The 25,163-nt window shown below is 71.1% G+C and carries 20 protein-coding genes; 11 read left to right on the forward strand and 9 right to left on the reverse strand.

Going from position 1 to position 25,163, the window contains the following annotated elements; genetic code table 11:
- The first annotated feature begins 251 nt into the window (after nucleotides 1-251).
- From ACFVYL_RS20770 to ACFVYL_RS20780, 3 genes are all read left to right on the forward strand, one after another.
- A complete protein-coding gene (locus ACFVYL_RS20770) occupies nucleotides 252-1,016 on the forward strand; it encodes a GPP34 family phosphoprotein (RefSeq protein ID WP_389718099.1) in 765 nt (254 codons plus the stop codon).
- A gap of 359 nt (nucleotides 1,017-1,375) precedes the next feature.
- On the forward strand, nucleotides 1,376-2,233 hold the full coding sequence (locus ACFVYL_RS20775; RefSeq protein WP_389718102.1) for a helix-turn-helix domain-containing protein: 858 nt from the start codon (nucleotides 1,376-1,378) through the stop codon (nucleotides 2,231-2,233).
- A gap of 214 nt (nucleotides 2,234-2,447) precedes the next feature.
- Nucleotides 2,448-2,657: a DUF397 domain-containing protein gene (locus tag ACFVYL_RS20780; protein WP_389718105.1), complete on the forward strand. Its 210-nt coding sequence runs from the start codon at nucleotides 2,448-2,450 to the stop codon at nucleotides 2,655-2,657.
- A 138-nt stretch (nucleotides 2,658-2,795) separates the two neighbouring features.
- Here ACFVYL_RS20780 and ACFVYL_RS20785 read toward each other — a convergent pair whose 3' ends face one another.
- The gene (locus tag ACFVYL_RS20785; RefSeq protein ID WP_389718107.1) at nucleotides 2,796-3,650 is read right to left on the reverse strand and encodes a hypothetical protein; all 855 of its coding nucleotides are present in this window, start codon (nucleotides 3,648-3,650) and stop codon (nucleotides 2,796-2,798) included.
- A 90-nt stretch (nucleotides 3,651-3,740) separates the two neighbouring features.
- On the opposite strand from ACFVYL_RS20785, the gene ACFVYL_RS20790 reads away from it, so the two are divergent.
- Both ACFVYL_RS20790 and ACFVYL_RS20795 read left to right on the forward strand, forming a co-directional pair.
- Complete coding sequence (locus ACFVYL_RS20790; RefSeq protein ID WP_389718108.1) at nucleotides 3,741-4,535, forward strand: SDR family oxidoreductase; 795 nt, start codon at nucleotides 3,741-3,743, stop codon at nucleotides 4,533-4,535.
- 285 nt (nucleotides 4,536-4,820) lie between these two features.
- Nucleotides 4,821-6,407, forward strand: a complete 1,587-nt coding sequence (locus ACFVYL_RS20795) for a sodium:solute symporter family protein (protein WP_389718111.1) — start codon at nucleotides 4,821-4,823, stop codon at nucleotides 6,405-6,407.
- A gap of 511 nt (nucleotides 6,408-6,918) precedes the next feature.
- Here ACFVYL_RS20795 and ACFVYL_RS20800 read toward each other — a convergent pair.
- On the reverse strand, nucleotides 6,919-8,412 hold the full coding sequence (locus tag ACFVYL_RS20800; RefSeq protein ID WP_389718113.1) for an MFS transporter: 1,494 nt from the start codon (nucleotides 8,410-8,412) through the stop codon (nucleotides 6,919-6,921).
- Between the two features lie 124 nt (nucleotides 8,413-8,536).
- Between ACFVYL_RS20800 and ACFVYL_RS20805 the strand changes: the two genes are divergently transcribed.
- Nucleotides 8,537-8,977 (forward strand): MarR family winged helix-turn-helix transcriptional regulator, encoded by a 441-nt coding sequence (locus ACFVYL_RS20805; protein WP_389718115.1) that lies wholly within the window; start codon nucleotides 8,537-8,539, stop codon nucleotides 8,975-8,977.
- On the opposite strand, the gene ACFVYL_RS20810 is transcribed toward ACFVYL_RS20805, so the two are convergent.
- On the reverse strand, nucleotides 8,962-10,080 hold the full coding sequence (locus tag ACFVYL_RS20810) for an ADP-ribosylglycohydrolase family protein (protein ID WP_389718117.1): 1,119 nt from the start codon (nucleotides 10,078-10,080) through the stop codon (nucleotides 8,962-8,964). The genes ACFVYL_RS20805 and ACFVYL_RS20810 overlap by 16 nt on opposite strands.
- A 288-nt stretch (nucleotides 10,081-10,368) precedes the next feature.
- On the opposite strand from ACFVYL_RS20810, the gene ACFVYL_RS20815 reads away from it, so the two are divergent.
- The 3 genes from ACFVYL_RS20815 (at nucleotide 10,369) to ACFVYL_RS20825 (ending at nucleotide 13,533) form a co-directional block, all read left to right on the forward strand.
- The gene (locus ACFVYL_RS20815; protein ID WP_389718119.1) at nucleotides 10,369-10,518 is read left to right on the forward strand and encodes a hypothetical protein; all 150 of its coding nucleotides are present in this window, start codon (nucleotides 10,369-10,371) and stop codon (nucleotides 10,516-10,518) included.
- Between the two features lie 118 nt (nucleotides 10,519-10,636).
- Nucleotides 10,637-12,067: an FG-GAP and VCBS repeat-containing protein gene (locus ACFVYL_RS20820; protein ID WP_389718121.1), complete on the forward strand. Its 1,431-nt coding sequence runs from the start codon at nucleotides 10,637-10,639 to the stop codon at nucleotides 12,065-12,067.
- Between the two features lie 56 nt (nucleotides 12,068-12,123).
- Complete coding sequence (locus ACFVYL_RS20825; RefSeq protein ID WP_389718124.1) at nucleotides 12,124-13,533, forward strand: FG-GAP-like repeat-containing protein; 1,410 nt, start codon at nucleotides 12,124-12,126, stop codon at nucleotides 13,531-13,533.
- A 127-nt stretch (nucleotides 13,534-13,660) separates the two neighbouring features.
- Here the strand turns inward: ACFVYL_RS20825 and ACFVYL_RS20830 are convergent, their stop codons facing one another.
- Together ACFVYL_RS20830 and ACFVYL_RS20835 are read right to left on the reverse strand one after the other, a co-directional pair.
- A complete protein-coding gene (locus ACFVYL_RS20830) occupies nucleotides 13,661-16,273 on the reverse strand; it encodes a bifunctional FO biosynthesis protein CofGH (RefSeq protein WP_389718127.1) in 2,613 nt (870 codons plus the stop codon).
- 117 nt (nucleotides 16,274-16,390) lie between these two features.
- Entirely contained in the window at nucleotides 16,391-17,254 is an 864-nt protein-coding gene (locus tag ACFVYL_RS20835; RefSeq protein ID WP_389718129.1) for an LLM class F420-dependent oxidoreductase, read from the reverse strand.
- A gap of 103 nt (nucleotides 17,255-17,357) precedes the next feature.
- Between ACFVYL_RS20835 and ACFVYL_RS20840 the strand changes: the two genes are divergently transcribed.
- Nucleotides 17,358-17,804, forward strand: coding sequence for an ankyrin repeat domain-containing protein (locus ACFVYL_RS20840; protein WP_389718131.1), 447 nt, complete (start codon nucleotides 17,358-17,360; stop codon nucleotides 17,802-17,804).
- A 97-nt stretch (nucleotides 17,805-17,901) separates the two neighbouring features.
- A complete protein-coding gene (locus ACFVYL_RS20845) occupies nucleotides 17,902-19,458 on the forward strand; it encodes a CehA/McbA family metallohydrolase (protein WP_389718134.1) in 1,557 nt (518 codons plus the stop codon).
- 39 nt (nucleotides 19,459-19,497) lie between these two features.
- On the opposite strand, the gene ACFVYL_RS20850 is transcribed toward ACFVYL_RS20845, so the two are convergent.
- The 4 genes from ACFVYL_RS20850 to ACFVYL_RS20865 form a co-directional block, all read right to left on the reverse strand.
- The gene (locus ACFVYL_RS20850; protein WP_389718137.1) at nucleotides 19,498-20,982 is read right to left on the reverse strand and encodes an aldehyde dehydrogenase family protein; all 1,485 of its coding nucleotides are present in this window, start codon (nucleotides 20,980-20,982) and stop codon (nucleotides 19,498-19,500) included.
- Nucleotides 20,979-22,718, reverse strand: coding sequence for an amidohydrolase family protein (locus ACFVYL_RS20855; RefSeq protein ID WP_389718140.1), 1,740 nt, complete (start codon nucleotides 22,716-22,718; stop codon nucleotides 20,979-20,981). Before ACFVYL_RS20855 ends, ACFVYL_RS20850 begins: the two co-directional genes overlap by 4 nt.
- A 404-nt stretch (nucleotides 22,719-23,122) precedes the next feature.
- Nucleotides 23,123-24,250, reverse strand: coding sequence for an LLM class flavin-dependent oxidoreductase (locus ACFVYL_RS20860; RefSeq protein ID WP_389718142.1), 1,128 nt, complete (start codon nucleotides 24,248-24,250; stop codon nucleotides 23,123-23,125).
- A gap of 107 nt (nucleotides 24,251-24,357) precedes the next feature.
- On the reverse strand, nucleotides 24,358-25,143 hold the full coding sequence (locus ACFVYL_RS20865; protein ID WP_389718144.1) for an SDR family NAD(P)-dependent oxidoreductase: 786 nt from the start codon (nucleotides 25,141-25,143) through the stop codon (nucleotides 24,358-24,360).
- Between the last annotated feature and the right edge of the window lie 20 nt (nucleotides 25,144-25,163).

Below are 25,163 nucleotides of genomic sequence, written 5' to 3' on the forward strand. Positions count from 1 at the left end.
CTGTCGGGGGTCTCGCCCGCCACCGATGCCTCCTCGTACGCCATGCCGTATGCCGATGCTGAATGCTGACCGTGCGCAAAACCGGGTCGGACCCACTGTCCGAACCGTGTACCAGTGTCCTGTGTGAGGGCTTAACCCCCGTGGTAGACGAGACGACATACCTACTGGTTCCCGTACATCCCGCCCACGCGCTCTCGACAGACCAATGTGAGAGGGGTCACCCTGTCATTCATCCACGCGGGGAGGCATGGATGGGCAGGAGCCGCAGAACAATTCCGGAGGAGCTTCTGCTGCTCGCTTTGGACCCGGCCACGGGTACCACAGCGCAGCCGCAGTCGCTCGACCTCGGTCTGGCCGGAGCACAGCTAGTGGAGCTGGCGCTGGCCGGACGGATAGCCCCAGACGGGGATCGTATCGCCGTGGTGATGCCACGGCCGACCGGAGATCCGACTCTGGACTCCGCACTGGAACTGCTGCGCAGGCGCGGCAGCCCGGTTCGGGCGGTCCACTGGATTGGCGGGCCCCGACTGGGGCTGCGCCAGATTTACCTCGCGCACCTGGAGCGGTGCGGCATGGTGCATGCCGTTTCGGGCCAGATGTGCGGAGTGCTGCCGACGACTCGCTACCAAGCGACGGACACGGCAATCAGCCGGGACATCAGGTCCCGGCTGGACAGTGCGATCCGCACCGGCGTACCGCCGGACCCGCGGACCGCCGCGCTCGCCGCACTGGCCCACGCGGTCGGTCTCGGCAAGCATCTGTACCCCGGGAACGAGGGGCGTTCATCGCGCTCCCGGCTCCGGGACCTGATCAGGCACGACCCGATGGGCGGCCTCGTGGCGCACGCCGTGATGGACGTCCAGAACGGCGTGGCGGCTCAGCCGCGCCGCAGTGCCGCACCGGCAGGCCCCACGGGGCCGGGCGGTGGGCGGCAGCCGGCCAGGGCGACAGCGGACCCCGGCGGGGTTCCTCTGCAACCGCGCCGCGGATCCATGGCACGCGCCGTCGCTCACTGAGAGCAGCGCGTCCCGGCACCACCGTCACGTAGCACCACCGTCACGCAACCGCTCAGCACCACCATCACGTAACCGCTCAGCACCACCGCACCAGCGCCGCGCCGCAGTCCCCAGACCCGGTTCGGGAGCCGCTGGGCCGCGCGGGGAGGCCGTACCGGAGGACGGACGACGACACCTCGGTACCACCGCCCCGCGCGGCCGCACGCATCGCGGCGCCGCAGGGCGGGACGGCACACCTCGCACACCCGCCCTCACGTCCGCATATCCGCTGTTTCCCAGCGGTGTCAGCCCAGTTGGTGGCACCCTGCTGAGCAGTAGATACGCAAAACAGAGGCAGGCAAGCCGGAGGTGCACGTCCCGTGGCGTCCAATGTCAATCCCACTGTCAGGCGACGCCGGTTGGGCCAGGAGCTCCGTCGGCTCCGCGAGCTCAAGGGCATGACGGCCGAGGAGGTCGCCGAGCGCCTGCTCGTCTCGCAGTCGAAGATCAGCCGCCTCGAGAACGGCCGCCGCTCGATCAGCCAGCGTGATGTCCGCGATCTCTGCGGCGTCTACGAGGTCGAGGATCACCGCGTCGTCGACTCGCTCATGCAAATGGCCAAGGACTCGCGCCAGCAGGGCTGGTGGCACTCCTTCGGCGACATCCCGTACAGCGTGTACATCGGTCTGGAGACGGACGCGGCGTCCCTGCGCGTGTACGACCCGCAGGTCGTCCCCGGTCTGCTGCAGACCCGCGCGTACGCCGAGGCGCTCATCACCGGCGCGCTCCCGGAGACCACTCCGACCGACATCGAGAAGCGCGTCCAGGTGCGCATGCGGCGTCAGGACCGCGTCGCGGCGCCGGAAAGTCCGCTGCGCCTGTGGACCGTGCTCGACGAATCGGCGCTGCGCCGTGTCGTCGGCTCCCGGCATCTGATGCGCGACCAGCTGGAGCACCTCGTCGAGCAGTCCCAGCTGCCGCACGTGACCGTCCAGGTGATCCCCTTCGAGATGGGCGCGCACCCGGGGCTCAACGGTCAGTACGCGATCCTTGAGTTCCCCGACGCGGCCGACTCCAGCGTGGTCTACATCGAGGGTGTCACCAGCGACCTGTATCTGGAAAAAGCGAATGACGTCCAGCAATACAGCGTCATGTACGAGCACTTGCGGGCCCAGGCGCTCAACGTCGAGCAGTCCAGACAGCTCATCGCGGAGATCGCGAAGGGCTACGCACGCTGACGGACGGACGTATCCGCGCGAAATTGGCGCACGGTACACCCTTGGCTCGTCGGCGCGGAAGACCCCCCTGGTATATGCCATCCGGTTGAGTGAACGATCCCTTCACGCCACGATGTTGGCGAGTAGCGTCATTTACGCCACCGAGCAAGAGCGGTGGCGCCACCGCGGCAATGCGGCGACAGCAACTCGACAACTGGAAAGAACCGGAGCGAACATGGCAATTCAGCAAGGTGCCTCGCACACGTGGGTCAAGTCCTCCTATTCCACGGGGAACGGTGCGTGTGTGGAGGTCAAGTCACCCGTGCTGCGCGGTATTTCGGTACGTGACTCCAAGGTCACCGAGGGCCCGGTCCTCGCCTTCCCCGCCGAGTCGTGGAACGCGTTCGTCAGCGAGGTGAGCAGGGGGGCTGCCGACCTCGCGTGAGACCACAGCGCACCCCGGCAGCGGAACAACCGCATGAGCAGCACCGCATGAGCACCACCGAAGGAGCCCTCTCGACTGGCCCGCCGTCCCGGCCGAGGGGGCTCGGCCCCGCCCGCGCCATCAGCGCGGCCCGGAACATCAGCGCAGCGCGTCGACGTACGTGTCCGTACCCGGCACCGTGGGAACGAACGGCGCCACCAGCTCGACCCGCCCCAGCCCCGACTCCGCCACGGCCTCGTCCCGCCCGGTGAACCATGCCTCCCAGCAGTCCCGCGGGTCCTCCTGGAGGAACCAGAGCAGAGTCAGCCGGGCGTCGACGCCCTCGACCTGCTTCACATACGTCATCCGGTCCCCCGGCAGCGGCGTCGGGCGGAACAGCGTGACCATGGCGGCAGGCGCTGTGACCTCTCCCCGAGGGGCGAGGGCGCGCGGCAGGTGCCGGGCCCGCAGCCACTCCAGGAGTTCGCCCCGCTGCCGCGGCCCCTCGGCGTCGATGACCTCCAGGACCAGGCCCTTGTACGGATGGTCGAGCGCGTGGAAGTCGCGCGGGCCCGCCGCGCCGTCCCGATAGACGGTCGCCTCGTGGTCCTGGAAGGCGGTGAAGACGTGGGTGCGGTCCTGGTAGACGCGGCCGTCCCGGTTGAGCCGCTTGTTGATGCCGACGGTCCACTTCATGTGGTCGTCGTAGCGCCCCTCCGTCACCCAGTACGTGGACAGGTAGCACCCCGCGGTGACCGGCTCGGCGACCGCGGACTTGGCGGGGTAGCGCAGGAGCTGGAGTTCGCGCGTGGCCACCCAGCGGCGCCCGGCGTACATCCAGGGCATGGCCATCGCGCCGGCGTAGTAGTGGTCGTCCTCGTACCAGCGGTTGTACGCGTACTCGTGCCCCGGGTCCGGTTCGACCATGGTGATCAGGGCGTGCCCCGGGTGCACCCCGTAGGGCCCGACGGCGGCCAGCTCGGCGTAGACGTCGCTGCGGGTGTCCTCGCTCATGCTTCTCCCCTGTCTCCCTCTTCCTTCCTCCGGTGGACGCCCATACTCTGACGCCCCGTCAGAAAAACTGCCAGAGCCGGGAGGCGCCCCATGGAGTCGTCGCTCCTCGAGTCGAAGACCGTCGTCGTATCGGGCGTCGGCGCCGGGCTCGGCCACCAGGTCGCGGCGGCCGTCGTGCGCGACGGCGGGAACGCCGTCCTCGGGGCGCGCACGGAGGCGAACCTCGCCAAGAGCGCCGCCGAGATCGACCCCGGCGGCACCCGCACCGCGTACCTGCCCACCGACATCACCGACGAGCGGCAGTGCCGGGCCCTGGCCGAGCTCGCCCGCGAGCGCTTCGGCGGTGTCGACGCGGTCGTCCATGTCGCCGCCTGGGACAGCTACTTCGGCGGAGTGGAGGACGCGGACTTCACGACCTGGCAGCAGGTGCTCGACGTCAATCTGCTCGGCACGCTGCGCATGACGCGCGCCTGCCTGCCGGCCCTCAGGGAACGGCGGGGCGGCTCGGTGGTCTTCATCGGCACGCAGTCGGCGGTCGCCTCGCCCTCGCAGGTGCGGCAGGCCGCGTACGCGGCGTCGAAGGGCGCGCTGACCTCGGCGATGTACTCGCTCGCACACGAGCTCGGTCCGGACCGCATCCGGGTCAACACCGTGCTGCCGGGGTGGATGTGGGGGCCGCCGGTCCAGGCGTACGTCCGGTTCACCGCGGACACGGAGGGCGTGCCCGAGGAGGAGGTGCGGGATCGCCTTGCCTCCCGTATGGCGTTGCCGGATCTGGCGACGGACGGGGACGTGGCGGACGCGGTGGTGTTCCTCGCGTCCGACCGGGCCCGCTCCATCACCGGGCAGTCACTGTTGGTCAACGCCGGTGAACTGATGCGGTAGTTGGTCGGCCGTGCGGCCGTTGTGGCTGGTCGCGCAGGTCCCCGCGCCCCTTGAAGGGGCGCATTTTTGTGCCCCGAACCGGAATTCCGCTGACCATGTATGTGAATGTAGGTCAGTTAAGCGAACGAATTTACTTGCTCTTGACCTTGCGGGCGGTTGTCGGCGGGCTGTGGCCGAACCCACGATGAGCGGGCGCTTCCGGGCCGTCCCCGGCCCCATCGGCCGGTTCTTGCGGAGTGCGAGCCGGCTACGCGCAGTTCACCAGGCGGACCCCTGGAGGGCCATATGAACAGTCTCGACTGGACCGTGCTCATCGGCTACTTCGGCGTGATGGTCGCGATCGGCCTGTGGTCCCACAAGCGGGTCGACAACGTCAGCGACTTCTTCACCGCGGGCGGCAGGATGCCCTGGTGGCTCTCCGGCATCTCGCACCACATGTCCGGGTACAGCGCCGTGATGTTCACCGGGTACGCGGGCATCGCGTACACCTACGGAGTGACGTCCTTCGTCACCTGGTCCTTCCCCATCGCGCTCGGCATCGCCATCGGCTCCCGCCTCTTCGCCCCCCGCATCAACCGGCTGCGCTCCCGGCTGCACGTGGCCTCGCCCCTGGAGTACCTCAAGAACCGCTACAACCTGGGCACCCAGCAGGCACTCGCCTGGTCCGGCATGCTGCTCAAGATCGTGGACGTCGGCGCCAAGTGGGCGGCCATCTCGACCCTGTTGTCCGTCTTCACCGGCGTCTCCCTCAACCAGGGGATCCTGATCACCGGCGTGATCACGGCGATCTACTGCACGATCGGCGGGCTGTGGGCCGACGCGCTGACCGAGCTCGGCCAGTTCATCATCCAGCTCCTCGCCGGTGTCGCCATGTTCGTGGCGGTCGTCTCCGAACTCGGCCCGCACGGCGGCTTCTTCGGCGTCTGGGACGAGCCGGAACTCGCGGGCCACGGCAAGCCGCTCGTCGGCCCCTACGGCACGGTCTTCCTGCTCGCCTTCCTCTTCATCAAGCTCTTCGAGTACAACGGCGGCATGCTCAACCAGGCGCAGCGCTACATGGCGACCGCCAACGCCAAGGAGGCCGCGCGCTCTGCGAGGCTCTCCGCCGCCCTGTGGCTGGTCTGGCCGGTCGTCCTCTTCTTCCCGATGTGGATGTCCCCGCTCCTGGTGGACGCGGAGAAGCCGGACGGCTCGGACGCGTACGCCCTGATGACCGAACAGCTGCTTCCGCACGGCCTGTTGGGCCTGGTCATCGTCGGCTTCTTCTCGCACACCATGGCGATGTGCTCCTCCGACGCCAACGCGATCGCGGCGGTCTTCACGCGGGACGTGGCCCCGGCGTTCTCCGCGCGGGCGCGGGCCTGGACCGAGCGGAAGGGCCTGATCGCCGCGCGCCTCACCACGGTGATCTTCCTGGGACTGTCCATGGCGGTCGCCACCCAGGTGAACTCCCCCACGTTCAAGGACATCATCACCGTCGTCATCAAGTGGGTCGCCGGTCTGATGGGGCCGATCGCGATCCCGATGATGCTGGGTCTGCTGCGTACGTTCCGCAGGTCCGGGCCGACCGCGGCGCTGACGAGCTGGGCGCTCGGGCTCTTCGCCTTCTACCTGGTCAACTACCCGATCGACGACGCGGTCGAGGGCGGGGTCGCGCTCCAGTACCAGGTGTCGATCCCGCTGGCCGTCTCGCTCGTCCTCTACGTCGTCATCGGGTGGACCAAGCCGGAGGACACGCCGGAGCGGGATGCTCTCATCGAGCGGATCAACACGGATGATGACGGGTCCGCGGGGGCGGCGGCCGTGCCTGTGGCTGCGTCTGCGCCTGCAGAGCCGCGGGGCGGGGCGGTGGCTGCGCCGGCTCAGGACTGAGCGGGGCTCCTTCGGAGGGAGGGTGGGGGATGTGTGCTCAGCATGGGGGCGGCCGCGGGTATGTGGGGGTTGCTCGCGCCGTTCCCCGCGCCCCTAAAAGGGGCCCACAGGCCCACGCCAGGGGCGCGAGGAACTGCGCGCTCAGCACACGACAACCCGCAGCCGCATCCGCGGGGATCTCTGCAGACGCGGCTGCGGGCATGTGGGGGTCGCTCGCGCCGTTCCCCGCGCCCCTAAAAGGGGCCCACGGGCCCACACCAGGGGCGCGAGGAACTGCGCGCTCAGCACGCGACAACCCGCAGCCGCATCTGCGGGGATCTCTGCAGACGCGGCTGCGGGCATGTGGGGGTCGCTCGCGCCGTTCCCCGCGCCCCTTAAGGGGCCCAAGGCCCGACAAGGGGCGCGGGGAACTGCGCGCTCAGCACGCAACAACCCGCAGCCGCGTCTGCGGGAATCTCTGCAGATGCGGCTGCGGGCATGTGGGGGTTACTCGCGCCCCCTGGCGGGCGCGTCAGACGCCGGCGCGCTCCGGCGTTGCCGTGTCGGACTCTGCGACCTTCCGCAGGTGCGGCGTACGCGGCGCGTGCCGGGCCGTGAGGCCGACCAGGGCGACGGCCACGACCAGGACGAAGGCGGCCCCGGCGATGGCGAAGCTCAGCGTGAACTGGCTCTCCTGCGGCAGCGCGGGCATGCCCTTGGGCAGCGGAATCGTCTTCGACGCGAGCAGCGACGTGATCATCGCGCTGGCGATGGCGCTGCCGACCGAGCGGGAGATGGAGTTGATGCCGTTGGCGATGCCGGTCTGGTGCGCCGGGACGCTGGCCACTATGAGCGCCGGCATCGAGGCGTAGCCGAAGCTGATCGCCAGGCCGATGACCATGCCCGCGCCGATCACGGAGGCGCTGGTGTCGTGCGCCAGGGTCAGCCAGGCGAAGCCGATGACGCCGAAGGCGGCGCCGGTGGCGAGCGTGACGCGCGCGCCGATCCTGCGGACCAGGATCCCGCCGAACTGGGCGCCGATCAGCGAGACGATCGTGGTCGGCAGGAGGTAGACGACGGAGGCCCCGAGGACCGAGGCCCCGAACCCGTAACCGGCCACGCTCTCCGGCATCTGCACGAGGTACGAGACGCCGATGAACTGGGCGAACATCGCGAAGCCGAGCAACAGTCCGGCCAGGTTGGTGAAGAGGACGGGGCGGTGGGCGAACATCTTCATGTCCACCATCGGCTCCTTGACCTTGAGCTCGGTCAGGACCCAAACACCCGCCATGACGACGGCGCCCGCGAAGGAGCCGAGGGTGCGGCCGGAGGTCCAGCCCCACTCGTGGCCCTGCGAGATCGGCAGGAGCAGCAGGACGAGGAGGAGCGCGAGGGTGCCCGCGCCCAGCCAGTCGGTGCGGCCGCCGGTCTTCGAGCGCGAGGCGGGCACCGCGAGGACCACGCCGACCAGCGCGAGCACGGCGAGGACGACCGCGAGCCAGAACACCCGGTGGTAGTCGGGGTCGGAGCCCTGGGTCAGCAGGCCCGCGCCCACCAGGGCGAGGCCGCTGCCGAACGCCAGGGTGCCGCTGACCAGGGCCATGGCGCCGTGGAGCTTGGCGGGCCTGATCTCCTCGCGGAGCACGGAGAGCGCGAGCGGGAAGATCGCGGTGGCCGCTCCCTGCATGATCCGGCCGACGATGAGCCAGGTCAGGGAGGTCGTGGTGGCGGCGAGCACGGAGCCCGCGATCATCACGAGCAGGACGCCGATCAGGGTGGGCTTCTTACCGTGCTGGTCGCCGAAGCGGCCGAGCAGCGGGGTGAAGACGGCGGCCGAGAGCAGGGTGGCGGTGGTCACCCAGCTCACGCCCGCGGTGGTGGCGTCCAGGTCCTTCTGGATGATCGACAGGATCGGGACGACCAGGGTCTGCATCATCGAGACGACCATGGCGGCGAGCCCGAGCACCAGGACGACGGCGGTCTGTCCGGTGGGTTTCGACGGTGCCGCGTGCGGTGTGTGGGACACGGTGACTTCTTCTCCAGCTGCTCAACTACTTAAGAACCTCGATACTTGAGGACTTCAAGTAACGTACTAAAAGGTAAGCCTCGATATTTGAGATAGTCAAGTTTTATGGCGTAAGGTGGCTCACATGCCTGGAACCCCACGCGTCGACAAGGCCCAGCTCATGGAGTTGCTGGCGGTGTCGCTCCGCGCCTACTACGGGGACTTCACTGAGGCGGCCGCGAGCGAGAACCTCACCGCGAGCCAGGGCAAGACGCTCAGCGTGCTGCGCCAGGGGCCCGCCGCGATGCGGGTCCTCGCCCGGACGCTGTCCTGCGACGCCTCGAACATGACGGGGATCATCGACCGCCTGGAGAAGCGCGGCCTGGTGCACCGGGAGCCCAGCCCCACGGACCGCCGCGTCAAGAACGTCGTCCTCACCCCCGAGGGCGAGCGGGCCGTCGACGCGATCCGCGCCAGCATGCACACCACCCTGGCGGGCCTGGACGCACTCGACGACGACGAGCGGGCCACCCTGCACGACCTGCTGAGCCGCACCTTCGAGGCCGGGCGTCAGGCCCTCGGGTAGCGGGCCAGCCAGCCCGGCGAGGAGAGCGCGGGGCCGTGCAGCGCGGGGCCCTGCGTCATCTCCATGGCGAAGTCGTCCGCCAGCTCCAGCATCGTGGGCCGGCCCTCCAGCTCCGTGAGCCACCCCGGCGGCAGCGCGGTCTCCCCGTGCAGCGCGCCGAGCAGCGCCCCGCACAGCGCGCCGCACGCGGCCGAAGGGCCGCCCTGATTCACGGCGAGCCGCAGCCCGTGCCGGATGTCCTCGCCGACCAGGGCGCAGTACACGGCGGCGGCCAGCACGCCCTCGGCCGTCCCGTCCGTGCCGAGCTCCTCGACGCGCGCGGGCGTCGGCATGCCCTGCCGTACGGCGCCGAGCGCGTGCCGGAGCGCGTCCGTGACCGGCTGGTGGCCGGGGCGGGTGGCGAGCAGGGCGAGGCATCGCTGGACCGCGCCGTCGAGGGATCCGCCGCGGGCGAGGCCGTGCACGATGAGGGTGTGCGCGCCCGCCGTCAGGTGGGCGGTGGGGTGACCGTGGGTCTGGACGGCGCACTCGACGGCGAGCTGCAGCACGAGCTGCGGCTCCCAGCCGACGAGCAGTCCGAAGGGCGCGGATCTGACGGCGGCCTCGGCGCCGCGTTCGCCGGGGTTCTTGGGGGCGTCGAGGGTGCCCATGGTCTCGTCGCCGAGCCCGGTCAGGCAGGCGCGGGCCGGGTCGCGCCGCGCGTACAGCCACTCCTCGCGGGCCAGCCAGCCGTCCTCCTTGCGCCGCTCGTCCGGCCCCCAGTCGCTCTGGGTCGCGGCCCAGCGGCGGTAGGCGCGGTGCAGGTCGGTCGGCGGGTGCCACGCGCCGGTGTCGCGCCGCACCTGGGCGCGTATGAGCCCGTCGACGGTGAACAGGGTGAGCTGGGTGGCCGCGGTGACGGCGCCCCGCCGCCCGTACGCCGGTACGGGCCCGGTGATCCCCTCGGACCCGTGCGCCTCACGTATCGCGTCGAGGGAAAGACCGTCGACGGGCGCCCCCAGGGCGTCGCCCAGGGCGGCACCGAGGAGGGTGCCCCGCACGCGGCTGCGGAAGTCCTGCTGCTCGGCGCGGCCCCAGACACCGGTGGCTGCTGCGGTACCCACGCGGGCCTCCCTCCGTGCAGTGACATGCAGTGACGTGTGTGCGGTACGTGCGTCCGGTACGTGTGTGCGGTGACATGCGTGCGATGACGTGCTCCGACGCGTCTCCGCGTGCCGTGGCCTTCGGCAACTTTGCAGCACTGTAATCGACCGCGAACGATCGATTCAGTCGCCAAGTGGTATGCGAAGAGTCGCCCTTGAGGCGGCTTTTGAACGACGTTCACGGGAGCTTCGCACTTGCTACGGATTCACCGGACTCCTGCCACCTCCGGGGCCCGTCGACGGGGGTCCGTGGCCCGTGGCGAGGACCGCGGCTTCGTCGGCGTGCGCGGCCAGGACGCCGCGCTCGCGGACGGTCTGCTCCAACTCCCTTACCGGGAAGGTCTTTCCGGCTCCGCTCGTGCCGCGGACGGGGAAGAGGAAGCAGTGCCGCTCTGGTGAACAACAGGGGTCGTACCGCAAACGTCCGGATCACGTAACGGAGTTCCTGCAGTGTGCAACCTTCCTCCGCGGGGTGCTGTCTCCTCCTACGTCACAGACGTTCGCCACAGGAGGACCCGTGCCCCGCCGCACACTCGTCAGCGCCATCGCCGTCGCCGCGCTGACCGCCCCTCTCGCCGTCTCTGCCGCCTCTGGCACCGCGGCGGCCGCCCCACGGCCGCCCCGCACGCCGGTCACCGACTTCAACCACGACGGGTACGCCGACCTCGCCGTCGCCGCGCCCCACGGCACCGTCGACGGCGTCGAGAAGGCGGGCTACCTCTCCCTCGTGTACGGCACCGCCTCCGGGCCCGGCACCGAGCGCCACCAGCGCATCAGCCGCGCCACACCGGGCGTTCCCGGCGAACTCCGCGGCACGTACGCCTTCGGCGCCCAGACGCTCCCCGCCGACCTGGACGCCGACTCCTACACCGACCTCCTCGTGACGGGCGGCGACGACAACGGCAACAGGGCGACCGTCCTGTGGGGTTCCAAGGACGGTCTGACCGGCAAGGACACCGTCCTGCCCCACGACTACTCCGAGTTCGCCACCGGCGACTTCAACGGCGACGGCAAGCGCGACCTCGTCGTCAACGACACCCCGAGCGACGACCCCGACGTCTCCGGCATGACCATCCAGTACGGCCCGTTCACCCGCACCGGCAAGCCCACCGCCAAGGACACCATCACCACCGGCGACGGGCCCTCCGGTCTCGCCCGCTTCATCACCGGCGACCTGACGGGCGACGGCGTCGACGACATCGTCACCACGCACGGCTTCGAGGAGATGACGCACGACGCCCGCTTCTGGAAGGGCGGCCGCAGCGGCGTCGGCCACACCTCCAAGACCCTCGGCACGGCCTACAGCGGCACCGTCGGTGACGTCGACGGCGACGGGTACGGCGATCTGATCACCCGCGACATCGGCAGCGTCACCGAGGTCATCGACTCAGCCCCGGGCAGCATCACGATCCAGTACGGCAGTTCGACCGGGCCGACCGACGCGCGCAAGAAGGTCATCACCCAGGCCACCGCGGGCGTCCCCGGGACCAGCGAGGAGAACGACGCGTTCGGCGCCTCGCTCAGCGCGGGCGACGTGAACGGCGACGGCAAGGCGGAGGTCGCCGTCGGCGTCCCCGGCGAGAGCCTCGGCGCGAGCACCGGCACCGGCGCGGTCGTCCTGCTCAAGGGCGCGTCCAAGGCCGACGGCGGCATGACGGGCAAGGGAGCCGTGGCCTACAGCCAGTCCACGGCCGGTGTGCCCGGCGTCTCCGAGACGGGCGACGACTTCGGCCGCCAGGTGCGCCTCACCGACCTCGACAAGGACGGCAAGGCCGACCTGACCGCCACCGCCCCCGGCGAGGACGGCACCTTCACCGACTCGGGCGCCCTGTGGAACCTCTTCGGCTCCGCGGGCGGCCTGACCACCACGGGCGCGGGCACGCTCGCCCCGGCGAAGCTCGGCGATCCCGAGCAGGACGCCAAGTTCGGTCTGCTGCTGGGCAGCTGACCGCCCCACGACCACCTGACCGCACGACCACTCGACACGATCTCTCTGGAGGACCAGTGCGTCGCTCTCTCATCACCGCCGTGGCAGTCGCCTCGCTCACGGCACCGATCGCCCTCGCCACCGCGGGTTCGGCCTCGGCCGCGCCCACCCCGCCGAAGGCCCCGGTCACCGACTTCAACCACGACGGGTACGCGGACCTCGCCATATCCGCCCCGGGCAACTACGACAACGACGTCCCCGGCAGCGTCTCGATCGTGTACGGCTCGGCCAACGGCCCGGACAAGGCGCACGCCGTCACCATCAGCCGCGCCACGCCCGGCGTACCCGGATCGGCGTCCGACGGCGGGCACTTCGGCAACCAGACGGCCGCCGCCGACCTCGACGGCGACGGCTACACCGACCTCGTCGTCAACGGCGGCAAGAAGGCCGTCGTCCTGTGGGGCTCCGCCCAGGGCCTGTCCGGCGAGGGCAGCGTCGAGCTGGCCTCGAACGGCGCGCACGTCACCGCCGGCGACTTCAACGGCGACGGCAAGCGGGACCTGGTCACGGCCGAGTACCCGGAGCCCGAGGACCCGATGGACAACGACGACGCGGGCATGACCATCGCGTACGGCCCGTTCAAGCGGGACGGGAAGGCCGCGAGCAGCCAGCAGATCGTCACGAGCCAGACCTTCGGCCCCGGCGACTTCGTCGTGGGCGACGTGACCGGCGACGGCACCGACGACATCGTCAGCAGCCACGGCTTCGAGGAGATGGCCCACAAGAGCCAGCTGTGGAAGGGCGGCAAGGACGGGGTGGCCACCACCTCGCAGAAGCTCGCGCCCTCCCTCGGCGGCGCGGTCGCGGACATCGACGGCGACGGCTACGGCGACTTCGTCACCCGCGACATCGGCACCAGCTTCGAGGACATGCCGTACCAGAAGGGCACGGTCCTGGTCCGCTACGGCTCGGCCTCCGGCCTCTCGGACCGCTCCACGAAGATCACCCAGGACACCGCGGGCGTGCCCGGCGCCGGTGAGGATGGCGACGAGTTCGGCTCCTCCATCAGCGCGGGCGACGTGAACGGCGACGGCTTCGCCGACGTGGCCGTCGGCGTCCCCGGCGAGGACATCGGGACCACCGCCGACGCGGGCAGCGTCGTCCTGCTCAAGGGCTCCCGCACCGGCCTGACCGGCACCGGATCGCAGGCCTTCGACCAGTCCAAGGACGGTGTCCCCGGCGCCTCCGAGAAGGGCGACAAGTTCGGCGCCCACGTCCTGCTCTCGGACCCGAACAAGGACGGCAAGGCCGACCTGACGGTGGCCGCGCCCGACGAGGACGGCTCCGTCGCCGACACCGGTTCGGTCTGGCACCTGCGCGGTTCCGCGAGCGGTCTGACCGTCACGGGCATCGACTCCTTCGGCCCGGCCGCGATCAACGCCCCGGCCACGGCCGGCGTCCGGTTCGGTGACGGCCTGGCCGGCTGACACCCGTAGCTCGGTAAAAACCCGCAGGGCCCCTGGGGGCCCTGCGGTGCCGGTGAGCGCCCGCGCAAGGCAAGGCCGCCCCGGAGCGGGGCGGGGGACGACGACTCCCCCGCCCCGGCAGGACGGCCTACGGCTCAAGCACCGGAAGCAGCTCCGGCAAGTGCCCGTCCGAGACCGCCGCCGCCCGCTGCCGCTCCTCGGGCACCTCTCCGTACAGCGTCGTGCGGGGCTTCGCGGGGCGGCCCGCCGCGTCCGCGATGGCGACGAGGTCCTCGATCGAGCGGTAGGAGCCGTAACTGGAGCCCGCCATGCGGGAGATGGTCTCCTCCATCAGCGTCCCGCCGAGGTCGTTCGCGCCGGACCTGAGCATCTCGGCGGCGCCCTCGTGGCCGAGCTTCACCCAACTGGTCTGGATGTTGGGGATCAGCGGGTGCAGCAGGACGCGCGCCATGGCGGTCACCGCGCGGTTGTCGCGGGTGGTCGGGCCGGGCCGGGCGATCCCCGCCAGGTAGACGGGCGCGTTGGTGTGGATGAAGGGCAGCGTCACGAACTCCGTGAACCCCTCGACGCCCTTGGCCAGGGCGGACTCCTGCATGGCGGCCAGGGTGCGGAAGTGGCCGAGCCAGTGCCGGGGCTGGTCCACGTGTCCGTACATCATCGTGGAGCTGGACCGGATGCCGAGCTCGTGGGCGGTCGAGACGACCTCTTTCCACGTGGCCGTCGGCAGCTTGCCCTTGGTGAGGATCCAGCGCACCTCGTCGTCGAGGATCTCGGCGGCCGTCCCCGGGATCGAGTCGAGCCCCGCCTCCTTGGCGGCGGTCAGCCACTCGCGGATCGAGAGGCCGGTGCGGCTCGCGCCGTTGACGACCTCCATCGGCGAGAAGGCGTGCACGTGCATGCCCGGCACGCGCTCCTTCACCGCCCGCGCGATGTCGAAGTAGGCGGTGCCCGGCAGGTCGGGGTGGATGCCGCCCTGCATGCACACCTCGACGGCGCCGACGTCCCAGGCCTGCGCGGCCCGGTCGGCGACCTGGTCGAGGGAGAGCGTGTAGGCGTCGGCGTCCGTCCTGCGCTGGGCGAAGGCGCAGAAGCGGCAGCCGGTGTAACAGACGTTGGTGAAGTTGATGTTGCGCGTGACGATGTACGTGACGTCGTCGCCGTTGACGCTCTTTCGGATGTCGTCCGCGACGGAGCAGAGCGCGTCGAGGGCGGGCCCGTCGGCGTGCAGCAGCGCGAGCGCCTCGTCGTCGGTGAGCTTCGCCGGGTCGTCCGCGGCCTGCTTCAGGGCGGCCCGCACGTCGCCGTCGATACGGGAGGGCACCATGCCGGGCGCGGCCTGCTCGCGCAGCGCCTCCCAGTCGCCGTACACCTCGTCGAAGTCGTCGCGCCGGTCGGTGGTGCGTCCGGTGGTGTCGATGGTGCGGTGCAGGTCGGTGCGGCCGGACGAGGCGACGAACCCCTCGTCGGGCTCCTGCCAGGGGTGGCCCTCGACCACCGCGTCGGGCCGTGCGAGGCCGGTCTCCGGGTCGGCGAGGGCGCGCAGGTGCGGCAGGAGGCGCGGGTCGAGCCAGGGCTCGCCGCGCCGCACGAACTCAGGGTAGACGCAGAGGCGTTCGGCGAGGGCGAAGCCCGCCGCGGCGGACCGCCCGGCGAGTTCGTCCAGCTGCGGCCAGGGCTTCTCGGGGTTGACGTGGTCGATCGTCACCGGGGACACGCCGCCCCAGTCGTCGATGCCCGCGCCGATGAGCCGCTCGTACTCGCCCGCGATGAGGTTCGGCGGCGCCTGGATGTTGCCCGCAGGTCCCATGATGTGCCGGGCGACGGCGACCGTCGCGACCAGGTCGTCGATCTCGGCGTCGGGCATGCCGCGCATCGCCGTGTCCGGCTTGGCGCGGAAGTTCTGGATGATCAGTTCCTGGACGCCGTGGTACGAGCGCGCGACGCGGCGCAGCGCGAACAGCGCGTCGGCGCGCTCCTCGTACGTCTCGCCGATGCCGATGAGCAGCCCGCTGGTGAACGGCACCGAGGAGCGCCCCGCGTCCTGAAGGACCCGCAGCCGGACGGCCGGTTCCTTGTCGGGCGAGCCGAAGTGCGGCTGCCCCGGCTCGCTCCACAGCCGCTCGGCGGTGGTCTCCAGCATCATCCCCATGCTGGGCGCGACCGGCTTGAGCCGCTGGAAGTCCGTCCAGGTCAGGACGCCCGGGTTGAGGTGGGGCAGCAGCCCGGTCTCCTCCAGGATGCGGATCGAGATGGCCCGTACGTACGCGATGGTGTCGTCGTACCCCTCGGCCTCCAGCCACTCGCGCGCCTCGGGCCAGCGGTCCTCCGGCTTGTCGCCGAGGGTGATGAGGGCTTCCTTGCAGCCCAGTTCCGCGCCGCGCCGGGCGATGTCGAGGACCTCGTCGGGGGACATGAACATGCCGTGGCCCTCGCGCCGCAGCTTGCCGGGGACGGTCACGAAGGTGCAGTAGTGGCACTTGTCACGGCAGAGGCGGGTGAGCGGGATGAACACGCTCTTCGAGTACGTGATGACGCCGGGCCGGCCCGCGGCGGCGAGTCCCGCGTCGCGCACCCGGGCCGCGGACGCGGTGAGGTCGTCGAGGTCCTCGCCCCGCGCCCGCAGCAGGACGGCGGCCTCCGTCACGTCGAGCGCGACGCCGTCCCTGGCCCTCCTGAGCGCGCGCCGCATGGCGTTGGCGGTGGGTCGTCCGGCCTCCGGGGGCTGCGCGCTGTTGGTCATGTCTCCGAGCATACGAGCGATAACTCCTGACTCATACAGATACTTCCGCCTGCTGAACTTCCCATGACATCACCGACCCCACCGCCGCCACCGGCCCCGGGACCGGCACCGGCCGGCTCACGGGCCCACATGCCGCCCGAGCCCGTCGAGCGCCGCGCACACCTCCGCGTCCCCGCCCGGCGGCAGCTGCACGATCACCTCGTCGACGCCGAGCTCCCGGTAGTACGCGAGCTTGCCGGTGTCCGGCTCGACTGCCGTCACCGTCACATACAGGTCGTCCGGCTCGCGGCCCGCCTCCGCCCACGCCTCCCGCAGCACGGGCAACGCGTCGCGCAGACCGCTGCCGCCGACGGGCATCCAGCCGTCCGCGTACTCCGCGATGTGTGCGAAGAGCCCCGGCCCCGCGGCCCCGCCGATGAGCGTGCGCGGCCCGAACAGCGGCCCCTTCGCGAGCCGCTTGCGGGGCGTGCGCCGGGGCTTGGGATGCACCTCGCTGGCCCGCACGGCGCCGAACTCGCCCTCGTACGGCTTCGGGTGGTCCGCCCAGAGCGCCCGCATGACCGCCATCCGGTCACGCACCACCGCCCGGCGCCGGGGCCACGGGACGCCGTGGTCCTCGGCCTCCTCGCGGTTCCAGCCGTAGCCGATGCCGAGCGTGACGCGGCCGCCGGACAGGTGGTCGAGGGTCGCGATCTGCTTGGCCAGGTCGATGGGGTCGTGCTGGGCGACCAGGGCGATGTTCGTGCCGAGCGTGATCCGCTCCGTGACGGCGGCGGCCTGGGCGAGGGCGACAAAGGGGCTGAGCATGCGGGCGCACTCGGGCGGCAGCTCACCGCCGGGGTAGGGGGTCTCGCGCGGGAACGGGATGTGGGTGTGCTCGGGAAGGTAGAGCCCGGCGAAGCCCCGCTGCTCCACTTCCCGGGCCAGGCGTATCGGCGTGATCGTTCTGTCGGTCATGTAGAGCGTCGCGGAGATGCGCACGATTCCTCCGAGCGTGTCCGGGAGTGTCGGTCGGTCCGGGGCACTCTTCCTATCCCTGGAAACCCGGTTGGTCCATGCCCGCGCACTCATTAACCTGACGCCGGTGAACAGACGGAAGCAGAAGAAGCTCACCCATCGCCTGGTCTGGGCCGCGGCGGTGGGCGACACGTTCACCGTGCGCACCGTGCTGCGGTCCGGCATCGACCCGGAACTGCCCGAGGCAGACGGCACGACGGCGCTGTACGCCGCGTCGGTGCACGGCGCCGCCTCCACGGTGCGGGCGCTGCTTCGGGCGGGCGCCCGGCCCGACACCGAGAGCGAGGGGCTGACGGAGGGCACCCCGCTGTGCGCGGCCGCCGCCTGGGGCCACCTCGCCACGGTGCGCGAACTCCTCGCCCACGGCGCCGACCCGGACCTGCGCGAGGACCACGGCACGGGGAGCAGCCCGCTGTGGTGGGCGCGCAACGGCGCTTCCGGGCCGCACCCGGAGACCGAGGCCGCGCTCCTCGCGGCGGGCGCCGGCGGCGAATCGGTCGGCAACCGGGCGTAAACGCGTCAACCGCCTTCCCTTGACGCGCAGTTCACGGCTCAATACCAGGGTTGCCCGCACCACCCACGTCACCACCGACACCCTGGGGAGCCGCAGCATGTGCGAGGACCACCCGCAACACGGCGGAATGAACCGGCGCGGACTGTTCGTGACGGGAGCCGCCGCCACGCTTACGTTGGGGAGCGTGAGCTTCGCGAGCGGCGCCGAGCGGCGCGCCCCCGCGCGTGACGAGGCGCCGGGGGCCAAGGAGACGAGAACGGTGCGCGGCACGCTGCCCACCGGCTCCCCCGACTACGTGTACCTGCCGGTCGAAGTCCCCCGCGGGGTATCCGAGTTCCGCGTCGCCTACACCTACGAGAAGCCGACCGTGCCGCCCGGCACCCAGGGCAACGCCCTGGACATCGGCGTCTTCGACGAGCGCGGCACGGAGCTCGGCGGCAAGGGCTTCCGCGGCTGGTCCGGCGGCGCCCGCACCGAGTTCTTCATCCGCGCCGACGAGGCGACGCCCGGCTACCTCCCCGGCCGGGTCCACGAGGGCACCTGGCACATCGCGCTCGGCCCGTACACCGTCGCCCCCGAGGGCCTCCCCTACGAGGTGACGATCACCCTCACCTACGGGGCGCCCGGCACGACCCCGAAGCCGGCCTACCCGCCCGAGCGCGCCAGGGGCCGCGGCCGCGCCTGGTACCGCGGCGACTGCCACCTGCACTCCGTGCACTCGGACGGCAAGCGCACCCTCGCCGAGATCGCCGCGCTCGCCCGCGCCGCGGGCCTCGACTTCATCAACAGCTCCGAGCACAACACCCACGCCGCGCACGCCCACTGGGCCGAGCACGCGGGCGGCGACCTCCTGATCATGCTCGGCGAGGAGGTGACGACCCGCAACGGCCACGTGGTCGCCCTCGGCGTCGACCCCGGCACGTTCGTCGACTGGCGCTACCGTGCCCGCGACAACCGCTTCGGCAAGTACGCCCGGAAGATCCGCGACGCGGGCGGCCTGGTCGTCCCCGCCCACCCGCACGCCACCTGCGTCGGCTGCAACTGGAAGTTCGGCTTCGGCGAGGCCGACGTCATCGAGGCGTGGAACGGCGCGTACACCCCGGACGACGAGATCGCCCTCGCCGACTGGGACAGTCAGCTCGTCGCCTCCGTACGCGGCGGCAAGCCGTGGATCCCGGCGATGGGCAACAGCGACGCGCACCGCGACCCCGACCGCATCGGCGGCCCGCAGACCGTCGTCCTCGCCGACGACCTGACCCGCGAGGCCATCCAGGACGGCATCCGGCGCGGCCGCTCGTACGTCGCCGAGTCGAAGGACGTCGCGCTCACCTTCTCCGCGGCCGGTGGAAAGGGCCGCCACGCGGGCATCGGCGAACGCCTCGACGTCGACCTCGACGCCCCGGTCACCGTCCGCGTCGAGGTCGAGGGCGCCCCCGGCTGCACGGTCCGCTTCGTCACCGACCAGGGCGTCCTCCACACGAGCGCGCCGCTCCCCGCCTCGGGCCCCGACGCGGGCAGGGGCACGGTCGAATGGCGCACGACCGCGTCGTACGCGGCGTACGTGAGGGCGGAGGTCCGCCACCCCGCGACGACGCCCCCGCTCCCCGGCGCCCTGACGGCGTTCACCAACCCGGTCTTCCTGGGCCGGGCGTAAGAGCCTGTCTCTCACCTCAGCCCGGGGTGAGGCGCTGTCTCACCCCGGCCAGACGATCGACTGCAACTCGCTGTACGCGTGCAGGGCGTACGACCCCACGTCCCGCCCCACTCCGCTCTTCTTGAAGCCGCCGAACGGCGCCTCCATGTTCCGCCCGATCGTGTTCACGCCGACGCCGCCCGCGCGCAGCCGGCGGGCCACGCGGAAGCCGCGGGCGACGTCGCCCGACCACACGGAGTCGATGAGGCCGTAGTCGCAGTCGTTGGCGAGGGCGACGGCCGTCTCCTCGGCCTCATCGGGTCCTTCGGCGTCGAAGGGGACGACGGCCACGACCGGCCCGAAGATCTCCTCGCGGACCACCCGCATGTCGTTGGTGCAGTCGGCCAGGAGGGTCGGCGCGACGTAGAAGCCCTTCGCGAACGCCGGGCGCTCGCCGCCCGCGACCAGCCGCGCCCCCTCCTTGCGGCCGAGGTCGACGTACGCCTCGATCCGGTCGCGGTGGGCCGCCGAGATGACGGGCCCGACGACGGTCCCCCGCTCGCGCGGATCCCCCACCTTCAGATACCCGGCATAGGCGGCGAGCTTTTCCACCAACCGCTCGTACACGCCCCGTTGGACGATGACACGGGTGGGCGCCGTACAGATCTGCCCGCTGTAGAAGGAGAACGTCGTCCCGATGGCCGCCACCGCGGCGTCCAGGTCGGCGTCGTCCAGGACGATCGCCGCGCCCTTGCCGCCCAGCTCCATCAGCTGCCGCTTCATGTCGCGGCCGCACACCTCGCCGATGCGCTGCCCCACGGCCGTCGAGCCGGTGAAGCTCACCATGTCCACGTGCGGGGAGGCGACGGCCGCCTCGCCCACGGCCACGTCCGTGCCCGAGACCACGTTCACCACCCCGGGCGGCGCCCCCGCCTCCGCCAGCGCCGCCGCCATCCCGTACACCGACAGCGGGTCCTGCGGCGCCGGCTTCACGACGACCGTGTTCCCCATCGCAAGGGCGGGCGCCACCTTGCCCGCGGGGTTCGCCCAGGGATTGTTGTAGGAGGTGACGCAGGTGACGACACCGACCGGCTGCCGGACGGCGAGCGCCCCCACGACGCCCGCCTTCCCGAACGGCCCGGCGTCGCTGATCTGCGGCGGCAGGCCCTGCTCGACGGGTTCGAGGGCCCCCTTCGCGTACCGCTGGAAGCGCGCCACCGCCACCGCCACCTGCATGCCGCGCGCGGTGCCGGTCGTCGCGCCGCTCTCGGCCCGGGCCAGTTCGGCGTACTCGTCGAAGTCCCGCCGCAGGACGGCGGCCGTACGCTCCAGGAGCGCCGCCCGCTCCTGCGGCTTCGTCCGCGACCACCCCTCGAACGCCTCCCGCGCCGCCGCCGTCGCCTCGTGCACCTGCGCGGCACTCGCCTCGGGCGCGAGCCCGACGACCTCCTCGGTCGCCGGGTCCACCACCTCGTAGTGCCCGCCGTCGGGCTCGGTCCACTCGCCGCCGATGAAGAGCCGCCGGGCCCGCGCGGACCCGCTCACCTGGTGCTCACCGTCCGGGTGTCGCGCCCGGAGCGCAGCACCTTGCCCGGCACGGCCCCCGTCACCACGTCCTCGCGGATCACCTCGACGCCGTTGACCCAGACCGCGTCGACGCCGATCGCCTTGGAGTCCAGGCGCGGGCTGTCGCCGGGCAGATCGTGCACCAGCGTGGCCTTGCCCGCGTCGATCCGCTCGGGATCGAACAGCACCAGATCGGCGTGGAACCCCTCGACGATCCGCCCCCGCTCGCGCAGCCCGAAGAGCCGCGCCGGATCATCGGTGAGCATCTTCACGGCCTGCTCAAGACCCATCAGCTTCCGCCCGCGCAGACAGTCCCCGATGAACCGGGTCGTGTACGGGGCCCCGCACATGCGGTCCAGGTGCGCGCCCGCGTCCGAGCCGCCCAGCATGACGTCCTCGTGCTGCCAGGTCTCGGCACGCAGGGCCCAGGAGTCCGGGTCGTTGTCGGTGGGCATGGGCCACAGCACGGTCCGCAGCTCGTCGTTGGCGCAGATCTCCACGAGGCAGTGGAACGGTTCCTGCCCGCGCTCGGCGGCTATGTCCCCGACCACCCGCCCGGTGAGCCCCTGGTTCGCCTCGGAGTACGTGTCTCCGATGACGTACCGGTCGAAGCGGGCCAGGCGCCGGAAGACGCCCGCTTCCTTGCTGCCCGCGCGCCGCAGCATCCCTGCGCGGACGTCCGGGTCCCGCAGCCGCGCGATCCGCTCGGGCACGGGCAGACCGAGCACGTCGCCCCAGCCCGGGATGAGGTTGAGGGCGCAGAACGTGCCGAGCGACATGTTCATGGGCGTGAGGATCGGCATGGTGAGCGCGACGACGCGGCCGCCCGCCTTGCGGGCGCGCTCACTCGCCGCGAGCTGGCGCGGCACGCGTTCGGGGACGGCGGCGTCGATGGTGAGCACGTTCCAGTTGAGCGGCCGCCCCGCCGCCGCGCTCATCTCCACGAACAGCTCGATCTCGTCGTCGCTGAACTGGTCGAGACACCCGGCGACGATGGCTTCGATCTGCGTCCCCTCGTGCTCGGCGACGGCACGGCTGAGGGCGAGCAGCTCCGCGGGCCTGGCGTGCCGGGACGCCACCGGCTGCCCGTCGCCGTCCGAGTGCGTGGACGACTGCGTGGTGGACAACCCCCAGGCCCCCGCGTCCATCGCCCCATGGAAGAGCCGCAGCATCTCCTCCATCTGCTCGCCGGACGGCTGCCCGCCGACCGCGTCCGCGCCCATCACGTACCGCCGCAGCGCGCAATGCCCCACCATGAACCCGGCGTTGACGGCGATGCGCCCCTCCAGCGCCTCCAGATACTCCCCGAACGAACTCCACGTCCAGGGCGCCCCTTCCTCCAGGGCCACCAGCGACATGCCCTCGACCTTCGACATCATCCGCCGCGTGTAGTCGGCGTCACCGGGCCGGTCGGGGTGCAACGGCGCGAGCGTGAACCCGCAGTTGCCGCCCGCGACCGTCGTCACACCGTGGTTGAGGGAGGGCGTCGCGTACGGGTCCCAGAAGAGCTGGGCATCGTAATGCGTATGCGGATCGACGAACCCGGGCGCGAGCACACGCCCCCGCGCGTCCTCGCTCCCCCGCGCCTCCTCGCGGACGGCACCGGGCTCGGCGATGACGGCGATGCGCCCGTCCCGTATCCCGACATCGGCGACGAAGGCGGGGGCACCGGTCCCGTCGACGACGGTCGCACCCTTGATGAGGTGATCGAGCATGAGGAGGAGGTCTCCTTTCGGAGGGTCGGGGGAGCGCAGCCCGTCCGGCGTTTGAGGACGAGCCCGCAGGGCGATGCTTGAGCCCGCATTCCAGCCCGCCCGGCGTTTGAGGACGAGCCCGGGTTCCAGCCCGTCCGGGGTCTGGGGGACGAGCCCGCATTCCAGCCCGTCCGGCGTTTGAGGACGAGCCCGCAGGGCGATGCTTGAGCCCGGATTTCAACCCGCCCGGCGTTTGAGGACGAGCCCGGGTTCCAGCCCGTCCGGCGTTTGAGGACGAGCCCGCAGGGCGACAAACGGGGTCCGGGGCAGCGCCCCGCGACGGCAACCACAACACCGCCGCCCGCCCGGCGAGGGCCCCGGCCTCCGTCCGGGAGAGGAAGCCGGGCCGGCCCGGAGAGAAGCGCTCACGCCCCCGCGGCGGACCGGAACCGCGAAGTCCGATGCACCGGATCCGTATCGATCTTCGGAATCACATGCTCACCGATCAACTTGATCGTGTTCTTCGTGTCCTCGGGCGAGATCCCGATCGGCAGCCCGAAGCTGAGCTGATCCGCCCCCGCCTGCTCCCACCGCTTGCACTGGGTGAGGACCTCGTCCGGGTCGCCGCAGATCATCAGCTCCTCGGCGATGAGCAGCTCGATGATCTCCTCGCTGTACTCGGGGAGGAGTTCGGGCCACTCGGGGATGCCTTCGGGGCGCGGAAAGGTGTCGTGGTAGCGGAAGAGCAGCGACTGCAGATAGTTCAGCCCACCGCCGACCGCGATCTCGACCGCCTTCTTGTGGGTCTCCGCGCAGATCGCCGTCGACGTCACCATGACGTTGTCGTTGACGAAGTCACCGATGGCCTCGGCCTCCTTGACGGCCGACTTGTAGGACTCCAGGACCCACTCCATGTCGGAGACCTTCTGCACGCTGAAGCCGAGGACCCCGAGCCCCTTCTTCCCGGCCATCGCGTACGAGGGCGGGGACCCGGCGGCGTACCACATGGCCGGGTGCGACTTCCCGTACGGCTTGGGCAGGATCTTGCGGGGCGGCAGCGACCAGTGCTTTCCCTGGAAGCCGACGTACTCGTCCTGGAGCCACATCTTGGGAAACTCGGCGATGGTCTCTTCCCAGATCTCCTTGGTGTGGTTCATGTCGGTGATGCCCGGCATGAAGCCGAGGATCTCGTGCGAACCGGCGCCGCGCCCCGTGCCGAACTCGAAGCGGCCCTCGCTGAGATGGTCGAGCATGGCGACCTTCTCGGCGACCTTCACCGGGTGGTTGACGGGTGCGAGCGGGTTGAAGATGCCCGAGCCCAGGTGGATGCGCTCGGTCGCGTGCGCGAGGTACCCGAGGAAGACGTCATTGGCGGAGAGGTGCGAGTACTCCTCCAGGAAGTGGTGCTCGGAGGCCCAGGCGTACTTGAAGCCCGACTTGTCCGCCTGGATGACGTACTCGGTCTCCTCGATGAGCGCCTTGTGCTCCGCTTCGGGGTCGACCTTGGCCCGCTGGGCGGGCACGTATCCCTGTACAAAGAGACCGAATTCCAAGGAGGTTCACCGTCCTCGTGAGGTTCTGACGGTTGCTGACGACCCGTCAGATCGTGATGCGTCGACTGTTCCACCGGCGCGAGGGGGCGTCAATAGCTGATACAGCGTCAGACGACGCTGACGCCCGCGAGCCAGCCGCCGTCGATGACGAACGGCTGCCCGGTGATGTACGCCGAGTCGTCCCCGGTCAGGAAGAGCGCCAGCGCGGCCACCTCCTGCGGCAGCCCGATCCGCCCCAGCGGCACCAGCTTCTTGTACAGCTCCGCGACCGCCTCCCGGGCCGCCTCGGGGTCGGCGGCCGGGTCGAGCTGCGCCGGGTTGGTCATGGGGGTGTCGACCGCCCCCGGGCAGACGGCGTTGACCCGGATGTTCCGGCCCGCGAGCTCCAGGGCGGCGACCCGGGTCAGCCCGAGGATGGCGTGCTTGGTCGCGGCGTACGCGCCGACGAATGCCATGCCCGTGAGCGCCGTGTAGGAGGCGGTGTTCACGATCGTGCCGCCGCCGGCCGCTGCCATCTCGGGCGCTACGGTGCGAATGCCGAGGAAGCAGCCGATCTGGTTGACCCGGATGATCTGCTCGAACTCCTCCAGCGGGGTGCTGACCAGCTCGTTGAACCGTAGGATCCCCGCGTTGTTGACGAGCCCGTCGATCTTCCCGAACCTGTCCTTCGCGGTGGCCGCGGCCCGCTGCCAGTCGGCCTCTGTCCCGACGTCCAGATGGATGTACGCCGCCGACTCCTCGCCCAACTCCTGTGCCAGAGCCTGCCCCTGGTCGTCCAGCACGTCGGTGATGACTACCTTGGCGCCCTCCTCCACGAAGAGGCGCGCCTCCTGCTCTCCCTGCCCGCGTGCCGCGCCCGTCACGATGACGACACGGCCGTCCAGCTTGCCCATGCGGTGCTCCCTGCTGGTCG

The organism is Streptomyces sp. NPDC058308 (assembly GCF_042880275.1).
Taxonomy (GTDB): domain Bacteria; phylum Actinomycetota; class Actinomycetes; order Streptomycetales; family Streptomycetaceae; genus Streptomyces.

Excerpts from the sequence above, each read along its gene's own strand:
- ACFVYL_RS20770 (WP_389718099.1), top strand. The coding sequence starts at position 252 with ATGGGCAGGAGCCGCAGAACAATTCCGGAGGAGCTTCTGCTGCTCGCT.
- ACFVYL_RS20780 (WP_389718105.1), top strand. The coding sequence starts at position 2,448 with ATGGCAATTCAGCAAGGTGCCTCGCACACGTGGGTCAAGTCCTCCTAT.
- ACFVYL_RS20785 (WP_389718107.1), bottom strand. The coding sequence starts at position 3,650 with ATGAGCGAGGACACCCGCAGCGACGTCTACGCCGAGCTGGCCGCCGTC.
- ACFVYL_RS20790 (WP_389718108.1), top strand. The coding sequence starts at position 3,741 with ATGGAGTCGTCGCTCCTCGAGTCGAAGACCGTCGTCGTATCGGGCGTC.
- ACFVYL_RS20795 (WP_389718111.1), top strand. The coding sequence starts at position 4,821 with ATGAACAGTCTCGACTGGACCGTGCTCATCGGCTACTTCGGCGTGATG.
- ACFVYL_RS20805 (WP_389718115.1), top strand. The coding sequence starts at position 8,537 with ATGCCTGGAACCCCACGCGTCGACAAGGCCCAGCTCATGGAGTTGCTG.
- ACFVYL_RS20830 (WP_389718127.1), bottom strand. The coding sequence starts at position 16,273 with ATGACCAACAGCGCGCAGCCCCCGGAGGCCGGACGACCCACCGCCAAC.
- ACFVYL_RS20845 (WP_389718134.1), top strand. The coding sequence starts at position 17,902 with ATGTGCGAGGACCACCCGCAACACGGCGGAATGAACCGGCGCGGACTG.
- ACFVYL_RS20855 (WP_389718140.1), bottom strand. The coding sequence starts at position 22,718 with ATGCTCGATCACCTCATCAAGGGTGCGACCGTCGTCGACGGGACCGGT.
- ACFVYL_RS20865 (WP_389718144.1), bottom strand. The coding sequence starts at position 25,143 with ATGGGCAAGCTGGACGGCCGTGTCGTCATCGTGACGGGCGCGGCACGC.